The following is a 20,554-nucleotide window of genomic DNA, read 5'->3' as shown; positions in this document are numbered from 1 at the left end:
ATCGGCGAATATAAAGGGCGCCAATCTGCCTACAACTGGGCAGCGCTTTACCGAAAGAGATTTGCCATGCTTCGCTACCGCCGTAGTCTCCAAGACCCGCGTCTTGGCGCGCGATCCCGCGAAATCTTGGTGCAAGGGGTCGGTGCGATCCATACAGATTATGCAGGATTGGTGCCCACCGCGGCTCTTGACGTTATGACCAAAGACCAGCTGGCCGATGTGGCGCTGCGCGATGCCGGGTCAAAGAACCGCCTTTTGGGGTTTAATTCCTTTTTTCACAAAATGAGGAAGGCGGCGACCAAGAGGGTCCTGATTATCCTGCAGGTGCTTTTGCTGTGCAGCACTGCGCATGGTGTATCGGCGCAGACCGTTATCCTGACCGAAGATTTCGGCGCTGGAGCCATAAATCCGGGGCCTGAACTGGCGGCCGGGATCACGACGCTGTGCTATGAAAATCTGACAGGGATCTGCGACCGCTACATTGGTGGTGATCCAAATGTCGTGGATGATGGTGAGTACACGATTGCGAACGATCCCTCGGTGGCGTTCCCCGGGGCATTCCGTTCAATGCCTGACCATACGGGTAACACAGATGGTCGAATGATGGTCATCAACGCCGAACTGCAGCCCGACGTGATGTATTCGCGAAGTGTGACCGCGCCTTTGATTGGCAATAATCGTACAATCACGATCTCGGCTTATCTGGCAAATATCAACACTGTTGGCACCGCAGATTATTGCGGCACCACTCCAGGCGGCTACATTTTGCCGAATGTCACGTTTCAAGTTCTAGATAGCAGCGGAACTGTTTTGGGCGCTGTGGATTCGGGTGACATTGCAATTGAAAATAGCAATGTTGATATCTGGAAGTTGAATAGCGGCACGATCTTGATCCCGGACGGTCAGACCAACTTCACGACCCGGATCATCAATAACGCACCTGGCGGCTGCGGCAATGATCTGGCGATTGACGATGTCAGTGCTGTTGTTGAAGTGGTCCCGCCGCCGTCACCCGCGTTTCCATCGGGTCCGGGCCTGTCGGCCAGCGCCTGCAATGTTACAACCCCTACCGGCAATGCGTTTGCCGACATCGGCATGCGCTGGGACAATAACGGCAACATTAACGGATCAATCGACCGCACGGACCTGTTTTCAGCTATTGGATCGCAGTCGGTATCGGGGTTGACCGCTGTGAATAACCTGAACGACCTAAACATCGATCGCAATTCAGTGCCCGCCAGCTTCAGCGCATCATCTTATGTTGCCTATAACTTTACCACGCAGGCCTATACGAACACGGTCGAGCTGTATGGTATCGGCGTCGCGGGATATTCGGCGACCCAGCCGTGGCACAACCAAGCGTCAGGCGTCTATAAATTCGCAATTCAGGTTGACGATGACCCTGCCTTTGCAAGTCCGCAAACTTTGCTGGCAGACACGCAGATGAGCAATGGTGACATGCCGGGTGCCGCCGCGGGGGTCTTCGTCGCGGATTTTGGAACCGCGATCTACAATTTCGGGCATTACGATGCGTCGGGAACAGTTGTGACCCTGGCCCCTTCAACAACGTATTATGTCCGCGTTTATCCATTTGATGACACGGCGTCGGGCAAGGACGATCAGCAGCCTTATGCGGATATCGTGCTTTGGGACGACTTCATGCTGAAGGCTGTCAGCTGTACAGTGACCCAGATTGACGCGGCGGACGACGATTTCAGCGCAAACCCAATCGAAGGCAGTATCGGCGGGACCGCAGGCAATGCCTTTGCCAACGACACGTTTAATAACAACCCAATTGATCCTGCGCTGATCGACACCGCGGTTGTCACTGCGGCGACACCTGCGGCGCCGGGCGCTTTGGTCCCGTATCTTGCAACGTCGGGCGCCTCCGAAGGCCAGGTGATTGTACCAGCGGGGACCCCTGAGGGGACATACACGATCACCTACCAAATCTGCGAGACGGCAAATACGGCCAATTGCAAATCCGCAAATATCACCGTCGTTGTTCAGCGCGGCGGCGCGATTTCGGGCCTTCTTTACGAAGATCTGGACGGGTCCGGCGCTTATAACGGGGCAGAGCCGACGCTTCCCGCAGGCATCATTGTCACGCTGTACAATGACAATGGCTCACCATCGAATTTTGCCGATGATACGCTTGTTGGCACGACAGGAACGCTTGCCGATGGCACCTATGGCTTTGATCCTTTGCCGGCTGGCACCTACCGGATTGCATTGGACAGCGCTGACCCGGCCATTCCTGCGGGGTTGGTCGTCAGCACCGCCGCCCCGCTGATATCGGTCGCCGTCGCCGTCGGAGCGACCACCACAGGCCAAGACTTTGGCTTTATCCCCGGACAGGCTGACCTTTCCGTCACCAAACAGGCGCGGTCCTCTGTCGATGCCAGCCCGATCACCGCAGCCTTGGCAGGCGCGGCGGTGGACTTTGTCATAACGATCACCAACGATGGTCCCGCCGCGACGACAGGTGTTATCGTGCAGGACAAACTGTTGTCCGGCTTTGCCTATGTGCAGGACGACGCCGCATCCAGTGGCACCACATACGATCCGGGCACCGGGCTTTGGGTGGTGGGATCGCTGGCACCGGGCGCTTCGCAGGTCTTGACGATCCGTGTGACGATGCTGGCCACGGGCGTGCACACCAACACGGCCGAGGTGATCGCCAGTGCGCTGGCAGACCCCGATAGTGATCCAGACGTCGGTGCCGCCACAGACGATCTAAGCGACGGCATTGCGGATGACGACGAGGCCACAGTGACGATCGCGCTTTCCCCCTCGGGACAGGTGCTGTCGGGGCGGGTATTTTTGGACAATGGCGCAGGCGGCGCCGCGGCGCATGACAATGTTCTGTCCGGCACCGAGATCGGCACAGACAAAGCTGTGGTGACGCTTCTTGACGCCAGCGGCGTCTTCCTTGCCGCACCCGCACTTGATGCGGCCGGTCAGTGGAGCCTTGCACTGCCGCAGGGGTACACCGGGGCGGTGACGGTCGTTGTGACGGCCACAGGCGGGCTGATCACTGTATCGGAAACGGCGCAGGCGCTGCCCGCGCGCGTCAATGCCGATCCGTCGGACGGTCAGTTCACATTCACGCCTGCGGCGGCGACGGATTACGCTGGTCTAGACGTCGGTCTGATCCGTGAAGCCAGATTGACCAAGTCTCAGGAGGCCGCGATTGGTGCGGGCCAAGTTGTGACGCTGCGCCATGAATACTTAGCCGGCAGCACCGGAACGGTCAGCTTTGCCTTAACGAATGTCACGACCCAATCTGCAGATGCCTTTGCCGCGACATTGTTCATCGACACGAACTGCGATGGCACACCGGACGCCGCGCTGAGCGGGCCGCAACTGGTGACGGTGGGTACCCAGCTTTGTGTGATCGCGCGGGTGGCGGCAAGCTCCAGCCTGGGCGACAACGCGGCTTATGCTTTCGATGTGTCGGCGGAAACGATCTATACCGGGATCGCGGTGCGGGAAACGGACGTGAATACCGACCGACTGACCAGCACATCGGGAAATGGTTACCTTGTGCTGACCAAGACCGTGCGCAACGAAACCGAAGGCACACCAGAGGACCAGTCCAACAAGGGGTGGGTCGGCGATGTGCTGGAATACCGCATCTACGTCACCAACCCTAGTCAGGAAATGGCCATGAATGTGGTGATCCACGACCATACCCCAGCCTATACCCAACTGGCCGAAGCCGTGCCATCGCCGCTGCTGCTGGGACTGTCGCTAAGCTGTACACTTGCCGCGCCTGCGGTGAACAACGCGGGCTATGTCGGTGCCTTGCGCTGGGACTGCACGGGGCCCTTTGCCCCGGGCGAGACAGGCTCGGTCAGCTTCAAAGTCGCAATCGCACCATGACCGCAAGACCTGCGTGCGGCATTCAATCCAAGCCTTTGGTGGATCGGGGTCAGCCTATCTAGGCTGGCCCCGATGTCGAGTTTGATCAAAAGCGCTGACGTGGGCAGCTGGAGCGTTAACCTGCAGCACATCTTTATCTTATACCGGTCTGTCGACCGTTGGGGCCAACGCAATTCCGATCATCAGTTGAAGTGGGATGACGGTGGTTCCGTTGACGTCCAGCGGGGATAGGCGTGCACCTTCTGGGGCAAGCACCGGGATACTGGGTCTTGCCCCATTGCGGCGGGCCTCGCAGTCGGGACACGTTTTAGGCGGTTTATGGATAAAGGCCCCGTTATTGTTGGCCTCTTCCGAAATCCGCAGAATGTCGCGCACAAGGTCCGCGCCCGGCTCGCCCCGCGCTTCCAGCTGTGCGGGCAACGCCGTCAGGTGCCGGATGATACGCGAAATGCGTATGCCTTCGTTGGCGACCCACTTGATCGTGCGGCCGTCAGGGTCGGTCTCTTCATTCCACACGGTTTCGTCCAAGGTGACGATCTGGCCGTTGCCATTCACCGCAGGCACGCCAGAGTGGTGCAGCGCAATCACCTCCCAACGATCGCTGAACACCGGCGATCCCGAGGACCCGGGTTGCGTATCGCCGGTATAATGGGCGACGTGATCGTCATCCTGCGGCAACGCGCTAAGAAGGCTTTCGCGGAAAACGACCTGTTTGCGCCCCCCTAGGGGATGCTGGACGATATTGACGGGCTGCCCCTTTCGGATTTTGCCCTCTGCACCAATCAGCGGCAACTGTCCGCAATCGCTCAGCAATGCGCCATCCAGCGCGACAGGCGCAACGGCGACGATGGCCATATCAAGGTCCGCGCTGGCATAGAACAGACGGTCCGGTTCAAGCTCGAAGACGTGGCCCGGCGCTTCGCGGCTGTCAACTTCCAGCTCGAACATGAATTGGACGGACGCCGCACGCGCCTCTTGCGCGGATCGCAAAACGTGTTGGTTCGTCATCAGGATACCCGGCGCAATCAGGAACCCGGTGCCAAAGCCGCGATGGGTGTCCCGCGTCACAATCCGCCCGACAGATGCCGCGGCGACCACCGCGCGTTTTACGAACATCACGCTTAGGAATTCCTCGGCCTCTCCGATGATCCGTTCTAAAAACGCCCTCTCTGCCGCTGGCAGCGCGTCGCTTTGGGGACTGACCTGTCCGGTTGTCCGCACCGCAGTTTCAAGGTCGGCCACGATGCCGGGATCGGGACTGCGCTGGGATGCCTTAACTTGGGTCAGCAGCCGCTCGGTATAGGCTTTCAGGCGCGGCGCGCTTTCCGTTTCAAGCGGTTTGGCGCTTGCCATTTTGGCCACGACGTTGTCGCGCTCTTCTTTCGATCCGTCCCAACGGATCCGTGCGGCCTTAATCACGCTGACCGGATAGCTGTATGACGGACCGGTTGCGGGTGCGGTGCCGATCACGGCGGTGCGCGGCGGCGCGTCATCGTCCGGTGCCCAATCGGACGACAGGAAAGAGCCTGCAAAATCCGTCTCGCGCACCGGCGGCTGCTGCATATCGCCGAACCTTTGCGCGGCAAGGCTTTCAGCGCTGATCTCGACTCCCGCTAGGCTTTCGGTTGTCACCAAAGGACGGGTCTGCGGCAGGTGCGCCGTCTGCCCCGTGCCGATCAGATCAATGGTCGCAGCGATGACATCGCCGCGGTTGCACAGACTGCCGTGGGTGCCCCGCGTGTAGTAGCGCGTGATACCGTCCGTTTCGGCCAGATCACGCGGCACGGTGCCGTCACCGTCACGCTTCATTTCAAAGACAAAGCCATCCGCGCCGCGCCGCGCGCCCACCACGGTGTCTTCTGACCAGCCGACGATCTGGGTAAAGCGGTCATCAGGGCGTTGCAGGCCGCCCGCCCCTGCCCGCGCCGCCGTCAGCGCCGCCTTAAGCGGCCTAACGGTCCCGCTGGGCCAGGTTGCCGGCGCAAAATAGTCCGCGTCAGGGCGCTTTGCATGATCAGGCAGCATTTCCAGCAGACCGGGCATATGGCGCAACACATCGCTTGCGATGTCGCGCGCAGTGCTGCCCAAATCGACCCCGGCGATGGAGCGCAACGTCCCGTGCGACAGAGCCAGGATCTCGAGTGGCGCGTAAGAGCCGTGGTTCGGTGTGCCGAAGGTGATGACCTGCGACACGACTGATTCGCCCGGATCGCCCGCGGCCATGGCGCGGGCCACCAGCCCGCCCATAGAGTGCCCCAAAAGAACGACATCACTATATCCTCTTGCCTGCATCTGCCCCAGCAGTGCGTTGCCGGTGTCGGCAGGCGATAGCCGCCAGTCGTAAGGCAGGAACGACGCGTCATAGCCCGCAAGGGTCAACCGCAACCGCATGCGCAAATAAGGCGCGAAAACGGTGCCTGTCGCGGCGATCACCGTGTCCGCCGTGGCGGGCCACAGCTTTCGCAGACCGCCGCCAAGGATATCGAAGGGATCGATCCAGATCAGATCCTGCAAGCCGTTGCTGACAGCACTCAGCCGCGACCCCATAATTCCGGGCAGAATGAACACCTTGCGCCGCGCGCGTTCCAGCGCGGGTGGCTGGCGGCCAATCGCATTCGCGAGCTGGGACAGATCCTCGTACAAGGCATCCCCGAACTCGCGGCGCAACTCGGGCTCTTTTTCGCCGCTCCGCAGATAGGTTTCGATTTCCGTGTCTGAATATTGCATGTTGAGAGCCTCTTGATTGCCGCGCACAAAGGAGTGGTGCGCCCGACCCGCACAGGGAGGGTGGCAGGTCAGGCGCTGTCATCGTCACTCCATGACGATTGCGAATTTCATCCACTTTTCGATGCTGTCGACGGGGCTGCCGTCGGGCATGCGAAGCGGACTTTGTGAAGGTGAAAAGTCGCGGGACAACGCCGATTCAGGGTCATCGAGCAAAACGCCGATAAACGTGCTGGCGACGATCCAACTGCCCAGCGGCCCCATCCGGTCGCCCGGCGTGCCTTCGGCTTCTGCCAGACAATAGAACCACAGCGGCGTGGCGGCGTTCAGGTTCGCGCCATCGTTGTGCAGGAAATCCACCAGCGGATCGTTGCCGCTGATCATGGCGGACACATCCGCAATCGGGTCCGTCGCAACGGCCCCAACCGCCTTAAGGTGGGCATGCAGCGCCTGCCCCGTCGGCAGCCGCAAGCTCAGACCGCGCCGCAGATTTCGGCGCGCAAGGTGGCGGAACATCTTGTGCAGGTCCGATCCCGCCGGATGCCCCCCGCCTTCGTTGACCATATCGCCCAGTGGCGGGGCAAGACTGGTGTCCACCGCGCGGGTGACGCGCTGGTTGCCCCCGTCGGTAAAAGAGGTATCGGCGGTCACAAAACGCGACCAGTCGATGATCCAGTTTTGCGGAATGGCGTTGTTGTTTAATCCAAATCCCGCGCCAAGCCCGCCGCCGCCAGTGAACGCAAAGATCTGATCGAATGGGGCCTCGCCGTTGGGGCGACCAAAGGTGTTGTTGTAGTCATAGGCCCTGCGCACCATCGAATGCCCGAACCGGTAGGCTGCGGCGGAAAATTCAATCGGTATCGCATTGCCAAGCGTGCGCGTGCCGTTGCGCGCGGCATAGGCTGCGCGAAATTCAAAGAAATGGCGCGCGCGGTTGGCGAGGATGGTATCGACGACATCCGGGTCGCACATCGTTTTCAGGAAGCCTTCAACCGCAAGCCATTGGTAATGCAGCGTCGTCAGGGTCTTGGCTGCATCGAAATCGGGAATCCAACCGGTGTCGTTCTCGGCTAGGAAATCGACGACTTTGTTGTGAAACCGCAGCACGCTGAGGTGGAATTGCGCGACGATGATGTTTTCATCGTTGCGCATGTCGCCAATAAGCGCGCGTTTCGGCAATCCAGCTTCGAATTTGGCAAAACCGGCATCATCCATTCGTGCGCGGGCGATGGCCAGCATCGCATCACGCACCCGTTGTGCGACTTGGTGAAAGCGCGGCAGATCGCGGTGGCGGTCTAGCCCGTCAGGCATGTTGCCTTGCTGCACCGCCGATCCGACGCGCATCTTGGCCGGGTTTGCGGGGTGACGCATGCCGCTGCTGACGGTCGCGGCGTGGCGTTGCAGATCGTCTGACGCGAACACCCCGATCGGCACACCGCCATAAACGCTATCAAGGTCGAACCGCGGCGTGCGCGCGTTTTTCAACAGACGCTCGATCTCCGCGCCGGTCCGCGTTGGTGCGGGGTTTTCGATGCGGGACAGATCGGTTTCACGATCTGTCCGCGCCGTCAGCTCGTGATCCAGAAACTGACCCCAATAGGTCATGACCGGCGGCATTTCCCCGTCCGGGGTGTCGACGCCGCGGGCGGGCACCATCAGATCGCCCAAGCGATCCAGATCATCAACCGCGCCGGGTGCCAAATAGTCCGAAGGATCGTCGCTCGGCGGCAAAAGAAAACCGAAGTCAGCCGCCTCGTCGACACCGATATCACCGTCGGCGGGCAGCAGCGCTTCAATCCGCACATCGCTGCGGGCGCGTGGCTGGGTCTTGCGGTCAGGGCCGCCATGAGACTGAAGAATGATTGCCATGTGAAATCTCCTTAATGAAGGGAAAGCGCGTCGTTTAAACAAGCGCCTGCCCCCCAAACGTTAGATCCCGGGGCGTCTGTGCTGTGAGTGAATAAGGTGTGAATTAAGTGTGAACGCCCAAAGCCGGGTATTCATCATGGAAAAATTGACGTAAGGTCAGCCTGTATTTAGATTGCAGAGTTTGAGGTTCCCGACAGCGAAAGAATTGTTCGGAAAGGCGAAACTTGCCCAATGCGAGATTCCACTTAACGCTCTTTGGTGCGGTCGAATTGCATGCACCATCAGGGGATGTCGTCACGCCGCGTCTGCGCAAGTCGCGGGCGCTATTGGCGTATCTGGCCTTGTCAGGTGGCCGCCGGATCGAACGCGCAGCGCTGGAACAATTGCTTTGGGCCGACCGGGCACCACGGCAGGCGCGCGATAGCCTAAAGCAATCGCTAAGTGATATTCGCCGCGCGTTTGGTGATGCCAGCCCCTGTCCCCTGCGGACCCAAGGGGGGGCTGTGCATTTATCGATGGATCGGATCACCGTCGATGCAATGCAAGGCGAGGTCGTCAATGCGCCGCAGCTTTTGGAAGGGATCGACATCGATTCCGTAGCGTTCAAGGGTTGGCTGGCCCAGCAGCGCCGCGCGCTTGACCCGGCACACAGCAATGGCGGCCCGGTCGCCGCGATTGACGAGACATGGCGCAGCACACCCCGCCGCTTTACGATCGAGATCGCAGCATCCTGCGGCGCGAACGGCGCGCCCCCCGATCCATGTCAGTCAGCCGTTAAGGGACTGATGACGATGACACGGGACTGTCTGGTGCGCGGATTGGATCAAACAGGGTTCTTTGAACCGGTGATCGCGGGATCCGTCGGCAGTGCTGCCCCCCCGGACCTGCGGTTAACGGCAAATGCCTACGTCATCGGCAACGATGTGATGATCTCCTTGGCGGTAACACGCATGGATCGCGGCACCCCGGTTTGGGGCTGGCTTGAAAACATCACCTTACCAATCCGCGATTCCTCTCGGATTTACACACTGATCGCGCGATCCATCGAACAATTGTGCGATGCGGTCTGGAAGGAAAACCAGAAATCACCCTTTGCCGCGACCAAAGGCCCCGCGCTTGCTGCATTGAATGCCATTCGGCTGATTTCCAGGCTGACACCGGAAAACATCGCCGCCGCAGAAGTCGCGTTAAATGACGCGATGGACGGCTCCACGGCGCCGTCCCTTTATGCATGGCGGGCCTACCTGACGGCCTATCAGCTGGAAAAGAATAGCGGTGCCAACCTTGATGGCCTGCGCGATATTGCGTTGCATTATTCGGCCCACGCAATGGAAATGGACTGCAATAGTCCGCTGACGCGCGCGCTGGTGGCGCATGTCTACGGATTTGTGCTGAAAGATTGCGACCGTGCACACGAACTACTGGGCCCTGTGCGCGGATTGGTCGGGCAGAATGCCATGCTGGCCGATACGGTCAGCCTCGCGCACTTTTATGCCGGTCGCTACGACGAAGCCGGCGCCCATGCACAACTGGCCGGCAAGCTGGGGCGGTGGAACCCGATGCAATATGCGTTCACGACAGTGCTGTCCGCCAGCCAGTTGATGCTTGGGAAATTCGATGACGCCATCCTGAATGGCAAACGCGCGCTTGCGCAGCATCCGCCGGGGATCGGGTTTCAATATGAGCCGACCCTGCGCACGCTTGCGGCCGCTTATTCCTTTGCGGGCCGGAAAACCGAAGGCCGCGCCGCGATTGATGTGTTGGAACGGCAGACCGGCACAGACACCAACGAGACGATGAAAGACCTGCCTGACACCTTATTCCCCAACCCGGACGTCTTTCACCGGGTCCGCGACGGCATCAGAGGATTGGGACTTTGACATGACATATGACATTCCAGAATTTCGCCTGACCGCGAAGGGGGACCTGTTTATGGGCGAAAGGGCGGCGCACACAGCGGCAGCATCAATCCCGGACGACACAAACCCCGACGACACCGCGGCCCCTGCCCTGCGGTCGTTCCAGCTGCAAGCAACTGCGGTCCAGATCAGCAACGGTGCCGCGCTGTCACGTTCGCGCAGCCGGTCACGGTCCCGTTCGCGGTCCAGATCACGCAGCCGCTCGACGACTTTTGTGCAGGCCCCGGGCACCGACACAGAAGGCGGCGTGACGCTTGGCAATGCGATTTGGGAAGAGCTTCGCGAATTAACGCTGTCGCGCTTTCCCTTTGACCGCCCCGGCGCGCTGCCTTGGGAAAACCTGCCGCTACCGCTGCCCCCAGGCCCCGAACACACGCAAAAAGAGGTCCTAGACCTGCTTTACAAAGAGGCGGCGCTGGCTAGTGATCCGTTACGGCAGGCCGAAATTGTCGATCAGGTCTCGTCCGCGCGCTATTCGGAAATCCTGCATCCGCTGGGCATCACGGACCCTGCGAATGCCCCCGCGACGGCAGCGCTGATCGACACGGTGCTGAACATGACCGAACGCGTGGGATACGTCTATAAACGCAAGTTCGGGCGCGCGCGTCCCAATCAGGTCGCGACACACTTACGGCCGTTTCTGGGGAACCCCGCGCACGAAAGCTATCCGTCCAATCACAGTTTCCAGATGTTTTCGGTGGCTGAGGTCATGACGCGTCTAATGCCCGAACTTCCGGCCACGGTAGAGCTGTTCCATGTTGCGCAGCGGGTCGCCGAAAACCGCGAGATGGCCGGCATTCACTACGCGTCGGACAGCATGGCGGGCCGAGAGCTGGCGCGCATGTTCGCGCCCTACCTGATTTATGCGTGCCGCCGTCTGATGCGCGACGCGCTGTCCGAATGGGGAGCTTGAGGCATGTCCGAACGTGACGTCTTTTATCTGTGGCATCTGGAACATCTTGGACTAATCACCCGCACGGCGGATGGCTGGTCTGCACCGCTGTGGGACGACGCAAGCTGCGGTGATGCCGTCACCGTCGCGATCATCGATAGCGGTCTTGATCCAAGGCATCCCAATCTAGAAGCGGCGCTGGTCGCGCCTCAGATCGACTTTGGTCCGCAGATCACCGGGGCCGTCTATCGCAGCGCGGTCCCGACCGTTTCTGCCCTGCGGCAGGCCCTTGCGACGTCGCAAAGCGACCTGAAAGAAATCGTGCAGCGCGTGCTGGCAGAGGTTCGCGCGCATACGGTGCGCGCTGGGCTGGATATCGAAAAACTTAACGTGTTGCACGACGCAGTACAGGCTGCGGGCAACCCGGCATCCGCGGCGCAAGCGTTCCTAGAGGCCCTCTCTGTCCAGCCACCCGGCCTTTCCATGGCTGATGCTGGCTTTGGCGACGCGGCGGCCAAGATTGCAGACCTTGACCTGGACGCCGATCACAGCGCCACCATCACGGCCATGGCGGGGCAGATGGCGCGCGGTTACGCGCAGATTGATATGCCAGACCCGGCTGCGTTTTTTGGCGCGCATGGTACGGCATGTGCCGGGCTTGTGGGGGGCCGCCCGCCACGTGATCGGCCGCATGAATTCTTTAGCGCGCTGCCATATTACGGCGTCAATCCGTTCTGCCAGATCGCATCCTATGCCACGCCGTACAGCCATGAAATCAAGCCCGTCATCAACGCGCTTCTGGCCGCATACTTCAGCGAAGCGCCGGTCATCCTGATGCCGCGCGGTCTGCCCGACGTTGCTGCCCGCGCAGAATTGCCACCCAGCGCACGCCGCCAGACCCGCATCGAGACATGCAATAGCGCGCATCCGGAAACGCTGGTCGACGATGATCAGGCCAATCTGATGGGCCTTCGACGCGACCAAGAGCTTATCGAGGCGCTGCTTCTTGCGATCGCAAAACGGCGCTATGTCGTGCTGGCCGCCGGGAACGAAGGCCGGGGCAACATGCTGGCCTATCCGGCCAGCGCCGCCGGGCTTGTGGACAGCGCTATCGTGGTGGCGGCTGTGACGCGTGACGGCTTGCGCGCGTCCTATTCCAATGGTGCGCCCGCGCCCGCAACATTGCTACATATGGTCAGCGATGACGCCGAAGTTTTGCACCGCGACGACCAAAGGATCGACGCGGGCACCTTTAACGGAAGCGACTATCAGTTCGGCGATGTCGATATGGCCGCGTCCACGGCAAAATACGTCCCTTGGGCGCCCCTTAGCCTTGATGTACGCGGACCCTACGGATTTACGGCATCGTCGCATCGAGACGTCCCAGACTATGAGGACGGCGTGGACATCGCGTCGCTTTATACCTTGTTCGGGGGCACTTCGGCTGCGGCGTCACAGGCTGCAGGGCTTGTGTCACTTCTGATCCAAGCTGGAAAATTACCCGTGACGCCGGCTGGTGGAGCTGAGCCCGTTATCACCGCCATGCAAGCGGAAGGACTGCGCCACGTCCGTCCGTTGCCGTGACCTCACAAAGAACAAGATGGCAGATCATACGCATCGACCAAGATGCTTCGAGCCGCACAAATGGTGCGTCTTGGCTTTGCCACACCGTGCAATGATGGTGTTCAGCCTGCGGATGCCCCGCAGGCACAGGTCCAAAGACAAGCCAAAGCGCGAGCTTGCAGCATCACCGCGCTGGATCTAGCGGTACAATCCGGGCGACTGGGGTCTGACATGCGAATGCCAGACGTCAGACGCTTCACTTCTTACGATTGCGTCTCGCTTGATAGCGCCGGTCACGTTCGGCTTTCTTCTCAGCTTCGGTGGCTTGATCCTGATCGATGATTTTATCAGCGGTGTTTTTGCGCTCTTCAATCAGTTCAGCCTCTTTGGCCGCAGCGGCTTCAGCAGCGCGTGCGTCAGCCTCGGACTTGATCCGCGCTTGCTCTTCCTGCTGCTTTTTAAGCTCGGCTGCTTTGGCCAATCGCTGCGTTTCGCGCACGGCGGCTTCAGCTTTTTTCTGAGCGATAGCAGCTAGGCGTTCGGGATCCTGCGCAGCCTTTTTGAACCGTTCAAGTTGGTCCCGCTTGGCCTGAGAAGCGTCTTTGATGCGCCCATCAAGGCTATTCCCATTGGAGTTCTTCATATTGTCGCTGCTTACCTGATTGTCGCCGTGGGCTATGAATGGTTCTCGGGCGCCCACGAGAAGCCAAAGTATGCCTTTCCGGTCATCCGAACGGGTTGGCAACTATCGTAGAGTTGCCCTTCTCGCAAGGGCCAAGCCGATCGAATGCGGGCAGAGCGGGTTTGTGACGACCGCGTTGCGCTCGGGTTGCCTTACTGCGGAACTTTTTTGTTGGTTCTGACAAGTGTTTGCCATCAAAGTAACCTGAACAGGTTATTCGAAAGCGAACATCATGCTCCAGACACTTGGACTTCTTCTAGGCTGCCAACTGCTGGGCGAAGTCACCGTACGGGGCTTTGGCCTGCCAGTGCCCGGTCCTGTGCTCGGTCTTACGCTGCTCGTGCTGTTGCTCGCCGCCATGCCGCGGCTTGCCGAACAGCTCCGGCCGACCACCACGGTCATCTTGGCGAACCTGTCTTTTCTGTTCGTGCCAGCGGGTGTCGGTGTGATCGGCAACCTTGGTGTCTTATCTGACGACGGGGTTGCCCTGCTGGCAATCCTGACGCTCTCAACCGTGCTCTCGATGTTGGCTGCTGTGGGAACGTTCATCGGCGTGCGGCGCGCAACCGAACGCTGGGCGGCATGACAGACGTCGCAACCCTGTGGAGCTACCTGTCCACAACGCCGCTGATCTGGCTGACCACCACAATCATCGGATATTTGATCGCTGATGGCGTGGCGCGGCGGCTCGGCAACCCACCTTGGGCCAATCCCGTGCTTTTGTCGGTGCTGCTGATTGCACCAGTACTTTGGCTGACACGCACAAACTACGCGACGTATTTCGAGGGTGCGCAATTCATTCACTTCCTGCTTGGTCCCGCGACGGTGGCTTTGGCCCTGCCGCTTTGGGACAACAGGGATACAATCCGAACCTCGATCGCGCCGATCGTGCTGGCTTTGCTTGCAGGCTCGATCGTCGCGGCAGGATCGGCCATTCTACTGGCCCGTGCGTTTGGTCTGCCCGTGGACATTTTGCTGTCGTTGGCACCGAAGTCCACGACCGCGCCAGTGGCCCTTGGTATTTCCGAAGCGATCGGAGGGATACCGGCGCTCACGGCCGTGTTGGTGATCATGACAGGGATCATCGGGGCCGTGACAGTCACCCCTTTGATGAACCTGCTGCGGATCACCGACTGGCGCGCGCGCGGTTTTGCAGTTGGCGTCGCCGCACATGGCATTGGAACGGCCCGAGCGTTTCAGGTGAACCCTGTGGCAGGGGCTTATGCCGGCATCGCCATGGCCCTCAACGCTTTGTTGACAAGCCTCATTGTGCCGCTGCTGGTGCGTTGGCTGATTTGAAAGCGCTTTACCGATTTTCGGCAACGCAGTTAATGTCAGCTATCCGGTGAGGGTCAAAAACCTTCAACAACGGCTTGAGTTTTGAGCGGTTTTTTTGAAGCGTCAATCGAGGTTGTTTGCGCCCATTCCAAAAACGAGGGTTTTTGGCGAGATGCTAAATTCAGTTCCACGAATTTTTCCACCGTTGCTTCGATTTGAAACGGTGCGGGAAGGGTCATACATTCGTCAGATTGTGGGTCACAAAAGAAGTATGGATATAATTAACCTTAAAGACCCTGACGCCCTCTAGCGGCATATATAAAACTCTCCGCCGAGATTCTGGGCAGGGGAGTTTCGGAGATCGAAATTGATGTTCGAGTGGATACTCTTTTTAGGAGGAACCGTGAGTGGCGGCAGTTTTCATATGCTCATTTGGCTCTCGCCCAGATTAGCGAAGTTGATGCTGAAGCGCTGATGAAGACCTCCACCTCCTATCATTAGGACAATGAACGCATTGCCGAGATTAAGTCACTTCAGATACTTTCTGCGTTCTCCAGCCTCGCGCATGAACTTTTAGAAAAGCGGCAAAAACGATTGGAGGTTCCGACACTCAGGTCGCTTGCGATGACCTACGCAAATCGAGCGTTCTCACCAAGCGGCATCACATAAGTGCCCTATCCGCCACGACTCAGAAAACTTGTGGTAGGTGCTGGAGCCTTGTTGACGATAACATTTCTTAGCCTTGCCGCGTTTGTCTAATGGTGGGATTGTAAAACTTCGGTTTGTCGACATCAAGCGTTTCTGCGGCAATTCATTTCCTTATCGCTGACCTTCGGACTTTGTTTTTCGCACTAATATCAGGAATCTATTTTGTGCGCGGAGCAAGAACACATCGGGTCGAGCAGGTCCGGCAAAGGTAAATATGGGCATAGTTCAGCTTTAAAACCGCCATAGGGTGGCCTTTCGCGCCTGCGCTACTGTTCCAAACACCACCTTTTGTTGAACGTCGCAAATGTGGCTAGGCCGATGCACCCTTCGTCGAAGCGGTGATTGAACCATTAAGGTCAAGTTCCGCAATACGCTATTTTAGATAATACGGTGGTTACTTTAACTAACGCGTCTGACAGTCCTGCATTCGTGTTTAGCCAGTAACACTGCTAAAATTCGATAGAGTGCTTCCACCTTGCCTTCACGCCGCGAGATTAAATCTTAAAATATACCACAGGGTGGCCGTTATTCCTCTATCATAGTACCAAATTTTACTCTCTGGAGTTGGATTGAATATACCCATTCAAACTGTACGCCATAAATATCGAAGGACGCAAACAGGAAAATTTACTCACTTTCTGATGCGTACCAATAACATATCGCGAAATAAGGATGTCATAAAGGGTGACGCCTAATGAATTAGCCTTCAGCATTTATATTACTTACAATAATTTGCCGAAATATATGTGAAGGACTAGTTCTCCCCCGGTTAGCTCCGTCATTCTTCTATCCTGCAGATGCCCCCTGCGCATATTGCAATCTTGGTTTGCCGTTGTTGCGCCGCATGCGTATCCCTAAATGTTCGGGCTGTATGCCCACGGTTTCAGACGATCGCAGCACTGGCCCAGGCTAAGTTTACGAGGATAGTGCCTTCGCCACGGGAACATCGACATCGGGGTATGTTCGCAACAGCAGGTTTTTGATCTCAGCCGCGGGAACCGGTCTGCTGAAAAGGTAACCCTGCATCTGGTTGCAACCCTGCTGGGTAAGATAGTCGCGCTGGCTAGCAGTTTCGACCCCTTCAGCTGTCGTGACCATCCCCAACGACCGCCCCAGATCCAGCACCGTTCTGACAATCGACGTCGCGCCAGAGCTTTTACCCAGTTCTTGCACAAAGCTTTGGTCAAGTTTGATTTTGTCGAAGGCAAACATTTGTAGATAGCTCAGACTCGAATAGCCGGTGCCGAAGTCGTCCATCGCGATTCGGACGCCAAGTTCTTGCAAACCCCGCAATGTCATCAAGGAATAGGCGGTTTGTTCAAGCAAGACGCCTTCGGTAATTTCCAACTCGAGCCGATTGGGAGTAAGGCCAGTGTCATGCAGAACTTGCTTCACTAACCCGATCAGATCTTGTTGCTTGAACTGTGTTGGTGACAGATTGACCGCCACGAACAAATTTGGCCATTCCGTGGCCTGCCGGCAGGATGTGCGCAAAATCCAATCACCAAGCGGGATGATCAGGCCAGTTTCTTCGGCCAATGGAATAAAGTCACCGGGCGGCACCATACCAAAGCCCGGCCTATTCCACCGCACAAGTGCCTCTACCCCTTGCATCGCGCGGCCATGGGTTTCGATCAAAGGCTGGTAGTACATTTCAAGTTCGTTGTTTTGAATCGCAACCCGCAGGTCTCGTTCCATCGCTTTGCGTTCTTGCAATTCAGCGTCCATCCCCGCCTCGAAGAATCGAAAGCTGTTTCGGCCGTCCTTCTTTGCGCGGTACATTGCGACATCGGCATTTTTCAGCAGTTGTTCGGGGTCCAGACTGTCGATTGGCGCAAGCGACACACCAAGGCTGGCACCGATGTATAGGTTCTGCCCCTCAACCTCGAAGGGCTCTGATATGACTTGCAAGATACGCCGGCAAAGCACTTCTGCGCCGCTAGGCTGGATCGCTTCCGACTGGACGATGACGAATTCATCGCCGCCAAGCCGCGTCAGCGTATCGGTGATCCGCAGCGTACTTTCGAGGCGCTTTGTAACTGATTTCAGCAAGGAATCACCCGCTGCGTGGCCAAGGGTGTCATTCACTTCCTTGAAGTGGTCCAGATCAAGACAGATCACGCTGACCGCCCCGCCGTGACGCAGGATTTTTGCAAGGTTTTGATCTAGTCGTTCCGCCATAAAGATCCGGTTCGGCAGTCCTGTCAGCGCATCGTGAAGCGCCAGATGTTCCGCGATATCCTGCGCTTCAACCTCGGCAGTGATGTCGCTGGCCGTCCCGCGGTAGCCCATGAAGGTGCCCGTCTTGTGGAACAGTGGCTTGCCAGACAAACGGCAGATGCGGGTTTGGTTTGTGATATCGCTGTAGCGACAGCGCATGTCGCGGATAGGTGCGAGGCCGTCCAGCTCTAGGTTTTCGAAACAGTCTGCAGTTGCGGTCCGATCTGGGGTCAAAAACTTGCTGATTGGCTGTCCGATCACAGCCCTGGCCGACAACCCGGTGACGTCAAAGAAACGCCCGGACACAAAGGTAATACGGTAGTCAGATCCAATTTCCCAAATCCAATCCGATGACGCTTCTGCCACGTCGCGAAAGCGCTGTTCACTGGCCAAGGCATTGTCCGTCGCCTCTTGATGGCGGCGGATCATATTTTGCAAATTTGATGACATATCGCTAAAGGCATTGGTCAACGCACCGATTTCATCGTTTTGCGTGACCTTGGGCAGTGGCGCAAAGTCACCTTTGGCGATGCGCACCGCAGCGGCCGTCAGCCGCTCGATCGGTTTGATAATGCGCAAGGACGACAGAATAACCAGCGCCGTAATGCCAAACGCAGCAAGTGCAGCACTGATCATCAGGTTATCAATTGCGTCGACTATGCCCTGTCGCAAGGCGGCCTGACGCAAGCGCAGCGCACGGCGTTCATCTGTAATCTGGCCAATGATAAGGGATAAAATGTCAGCTTCAGCGTCCTCCATCACCTCTTTCATCTCAAGAACTTCAGCAGTCGACGCATTGTTTTCTAACGCGGCCTCTAACCTTTGACTGATATCGGTTAAGGCAGTGCCATTGCTGCCAATCAGATCGCGAATTGCGCCATCTGCCGAATCGTACAGATCAACTTGGTTGCTATAAATCTCGAAGACGCGTTCAAAATCTGAAATGCCGATGGCAGTTTCATGGACTTCGTGGGCGTCCGGCGTGGGCATATCACTATCGACTGGGGCAACGTCCGAATTACGCTGCAGCGCCATAATCATCGCGTTTTCGCTGGTTGACGACACGATCCGCAGGGTCGCGAAACGCAGTTCCTCTAGCGAGAGGATGATAGGAAGCGTTTCGTCCACGGTGCGGGTATATTCCGATTCCAGCTGTTTCATTGTGCGATAGGACTGACCCAGTGTCCCCGCCCAGATGACCAGAACGCTGATCAGTCCAATTAGGATTTTATAGTTCAAACGCATGCAGCGGTGCCCTTTTCGGCGTCAATCAAAGCAAGCCATGCACCCCATATTTGGCGAAGGGCAAAAGACCACACCAGCGATCCCGCAACCGGCCTTGCAGCGTTAGGCATGGCCCAAAGACATTAATAAAAAGTGCCATCTCGCCCAGTTGCGGCGAAGATCATGGCAAATCGCGCCCCCAGCCTTGATCAGGCGGTAGCCGACAGCCGACAGCCGCCTTATACACGGCGCATGCCGTGATCCTGCCGTGCAGGCTGTCATGGACCCAATGGATTAGACACGAAAGAGAATACGATGAAGATAATTGTCGCTGCGCTTGCTGGATCTTTGCTACTGGGTGCCTGCGCGGCCCCCGTGCCGCCAGCGCCCGCCGCCCCGGCGCTGCCTAGCCCAGAGCAGCAGATTCAGGATCAGATCACCGCAATGGCCGCGCCGAACCAAAACCTGGCCACAGCGCGCGTGCACGATGATGATAACTGTTTCTGGTTCAGCTATGTCGGCCCGGTCGAGACGACAGAACTGCCGCTTCTGACCCGCGAAGGCCGCCATATTTGTGCGCCAAAGCCCGCCGCGGCCGAAGCCCCGGCAGAGCCTGTGACTGCAGCTTAACTTTGGGCGGTGACAGTGTTTTCGGTCGGGTACAACACGGCCGTCGACCCTGTCGCCACCTGGTCGTACAGACCAATGATATGCGCCATCACCATGCGCACACAGCCAGAGCTGGCGCGGCTACCGATGGACCGCGGCGACGGCGTGCCGTGGATGCGCAGATAGGTGTCGCGGTTGCCAGTATAAAGATACAGCGCGCGCGACCCCAGAGGGTTGCTCGGGCCGCCATCCATGCCGTCCTTGTGCTGCTCATATGATGCCGGGTCACGCTCGATCATCGCAGGGGTCGGTGTCCAAGTTGGCCACTTGGACTTGCGCTTGATCGCGTAGGAACCAGGTTCGTACAGGTTGCCCTTGGCAATCGCCACGCCGTAGCGCATCGCTGTGCCGTTGGGCTGGATGTGATAAAGGTAGCGCGCAACCGCATCGACGTGGATATCGCCTGATTTCAGACCGTCATTCGCCTGCACCAGCTGCGGCAAAAAGCGGTCGTGAAAACCCCAAGGGTTGGTGGTCGCGGGATCATAGTTCGCAGGTGTCACGCGCGAGTCCCAAGCGGACCACTGCGACTGCTGCGACGTCGGGGCGGCAAATGCGGGGCTGGCGATCGGAAGTGAAAATAGCGCTCCAGTCGTCTGGATAAAGTGGCGTCTGGTCAGCATTTCGAATTCCTTGGCAATTTGGGAGCAGCGATATTAAGTCGCGGAGACTTTAGGCACATATCTGCCATTATCCAATGCAACTTTTCGCTATAACCCTGACATCGGGCAAGATGAGCACAGTATCCGCGCGCCAGCGGCATACAAACCAAGCAATTCAAATAGAAAGGTTTGTGGCGGACAGACAGGGATTCGAACCCTGGAGACGGTTCCCCGCCTACACACTTTCCAGGCGTGCGCCTTCGACCACTCGGCCACCTGTCCACTGAGGGCGTCTTTAGCCAAGGGTGCGGGGGGGTGC

At 58.3% G+C, this 20,554-nt stretch carries 13 protein-coding genes and 1 tRNA gene; 7 read left to right on the top strand and 7 right to left on the bottom strand.

Features of this window, described 5'->3' with window-relative positions:
- Window positions 1-66: 66 nt before the first annotated feature.
- Entirely contained in the window at window positions 67-3,885 is a 3,819-nt protein-coding gene (locus BM131_RS02310; RefSeq protein WP_175499130.1) for a DUF11 domain-containing protein, read from the top strand.
- A 138-nt stretch (window positions 3,886-4,023) separates the two neighbouring features.
- Here the strand turns inward: BM131_RS02310 and BM131_RS02305 are convergent, their stop codons facing one another.
- Together BM131_RS02305 and BM131_RS02300 are read right to left on the bottom strand one after the other, a co-directional pair.
- Window positions 4,024-6,612 carry a trypsin-like peptidase domain-containing protein gene (locus tag BM131_RS02305; RefSeq protein WP_090185053.1) on the bottom strand — a complete coding sequence of 863 codons (2,589 nt, stop codon included), beginning with the start codon at window positions 6,610-6,612 and terminating at the stop codon, window positions 4,024-4,026.
- An 84-nt stretch (window positions 6,613-6,696) separates the two neighbouring features.
- The gene (locus BM131_RS02300; RefSeq protein WP_090185050.1) at window positions 6,697-8,478 is read right to left on the bottom strand and encodes a peroxidase family protein; all 1,782 of its coding nucleotides are present in this window, start codon (window positions 8,476-8,478) and stop codon (window positions 6,697-6,699) included.
- Window positions 8,479-8,702: 224 nt separating this feature from the next.
- Between BM131_RS02300 and BM131_RS02295 the strand changes: the two genes are divergently transcribed.
- The 3 genes from BM131_RS02295 to BM131_RS02285 are packed head-to-tail and all read left to right on the top strand — an operon-like array spanning window position 8,703 to window position 12,873.
- A complete protein-coding gene (locus tag BM131_RS02295; RefSeq protein ID WP_090185047.1) occupies window positions 8,703-10,358 on the top strand; it encodes an AfsR/SARP family transcriptional regulator in 1,656 nt (551 codons plus the stop codon).
- A gap of 1 nt (window position 10,359) precedes the next feature.
- Window positions 10,360-11,310 (top strand): phosphatase PAP2 family protein, encoded by a 951-nt coding sequence (locus BM131_RS02290; RefSeq protein ID WP_090185045.1) that lies wholly within the window; start codon window positions 10,360-10,362, stop codon window positions 11,308-11,310.
- Between the two features lie 3 nt (window positions 11,311-11,313).
- Window positions 11,314-12,873, top strand: a complete 1,560-nt coding sequence (locus tag BM131_RS02285) for a S8 family serine peptidase (RefSeq protein ID WP_090185042.1) — start codon at window positions 11,314-11,316, stop codon at window positions 12,871-12,873.
- Between the two features lie 235 nt (window positions 12,874-13,108).
- Here BM131_RS02285 and BM131_RS02280 read toward each other — a convergent pair whose 3' ends face one another.
- Window positions 13,109-13,597, bottom strand: a complete 489-nt coding sequence (locus BM131_RS02280; protein WP_245754109.1) for a DUF6481 family protein — start codon at window positions 13,595-13,597, stop codon at window positions 13,109-13,111.
- A gap of 169 nt (window positions 13,598-13,766) precedes the next feature.
- On the opposite strand from BM131_RS02280, the gene BM131_RS02275 reads away from it, so the two are divergent.
- Together BM131_RS02275 and BM131_RS02270 are read left to right on the top strand one after the other, a co-directional pair.
- On the top strand, window positions 13,767-14,120 hold the full coding sequence (locus BM131_RS02275) for a CidA/LrgA family protein (RefSeq protein ID WP_090185036.1): 354 nt from the start codon (window positions 13,767-13,769) through the stop codon (window positions 14,118-14,120).
- On the top strand, window positions 14,117-14,833 hold the full coding sequence (locus BM131_RS02270; RefSeq protein ID WP_090185033.1) for an LrgB family protein: 717 nt from the start codon (window positions 14,117-14,119) through the stop codon (window positions 14,831-14,833). The genes BM131_RS02275 and BM131_RS02270 overlap by 4 nt, the downstream gene beginning before the upstream one ends.
- Window positions 14,834-14,886: 53 nt before the next feature.
- Here the strand turns inward: BM131_RS02270 and BM131_RS20185 are convergent, their stop codons facing one another.
- Both BM131_RS20185 and BM131_RS02265 read right to left on the bottom strand, forming a co-directional pair.
- A complete protein-coding gene (locus BM131_RS20185; RefSeq protein ID WP_175499129.1) occupies window positions 14,887-15,051 on the bottom strand; it encodes a hypothetical protein in 165 nt (54 codons plus the stop codon).
- Between the two features lie 1,384 nt (window positions 15,052-16,435).
- A complete protein-coding gene (locus tag BM131_RS02265) occupies window positions 16,436-18,985 on the bottom strand; it encodes a bifunctional diguanylate cyclase/phosphodiesterase (protein WP_090185030.1) in 2,550 nt (849 codons plus the stop codon).
- A 294-nt stretch (window positions 18,986-19,279) separates the two neighbouring features.
- On the opposite strand from BM131_RS02265, the gene BM131_RS02260 reads away from it, so the two are divergent.
- Window positions 19,280-19,594, top strand: coding sequence for a hypothetical protein (locus tag BM131_RS02260; RefSeq protein WP_090185028.1), 315 nt, complete (start codon window positions 19,280-19,282; stop codon window positions 19,592-19,594).
- On the opposite strand, the gene BM131_RS02255 is transcribed toward BM131_RS02260, so the two are convergent.
- Entirely contained in the window at window positions 19,591-20,256 is a 666-nt protein-coding gene (locus BM131_RS02255; RefSeq protein ID WP_090185026.1) for a L,D-transpeptidase, read from the bottom strand. The genes BM131_RS02260 and BM131_RS02255 overlap by 4 nt on opposite strands.
- Window positions 20,257-20,427: 171 nt before the next feature.
- Window positions 20,428-20,517: transfer RNA gene (locus BM131_RS02250), tRNA-Ser, on the bottom strand.
- Between the last annotated feature and the right edge of the window lie 37 nt (window positions 20,518-20,554).

This window comes from Loktanella salsilacus, from assembly GCF_900114485.1.
GTDB classification, from domain to species: domain Bacteria; phylum Pseudomonadota; class Alphaproteobacteria; order Rhodobacterales; family Rhodobacteraceae; genus Loktanella; species Loktanella salsilacus.
This window is presented reverse-complemented; position numbering and strand designations above follow the sequence as displayed.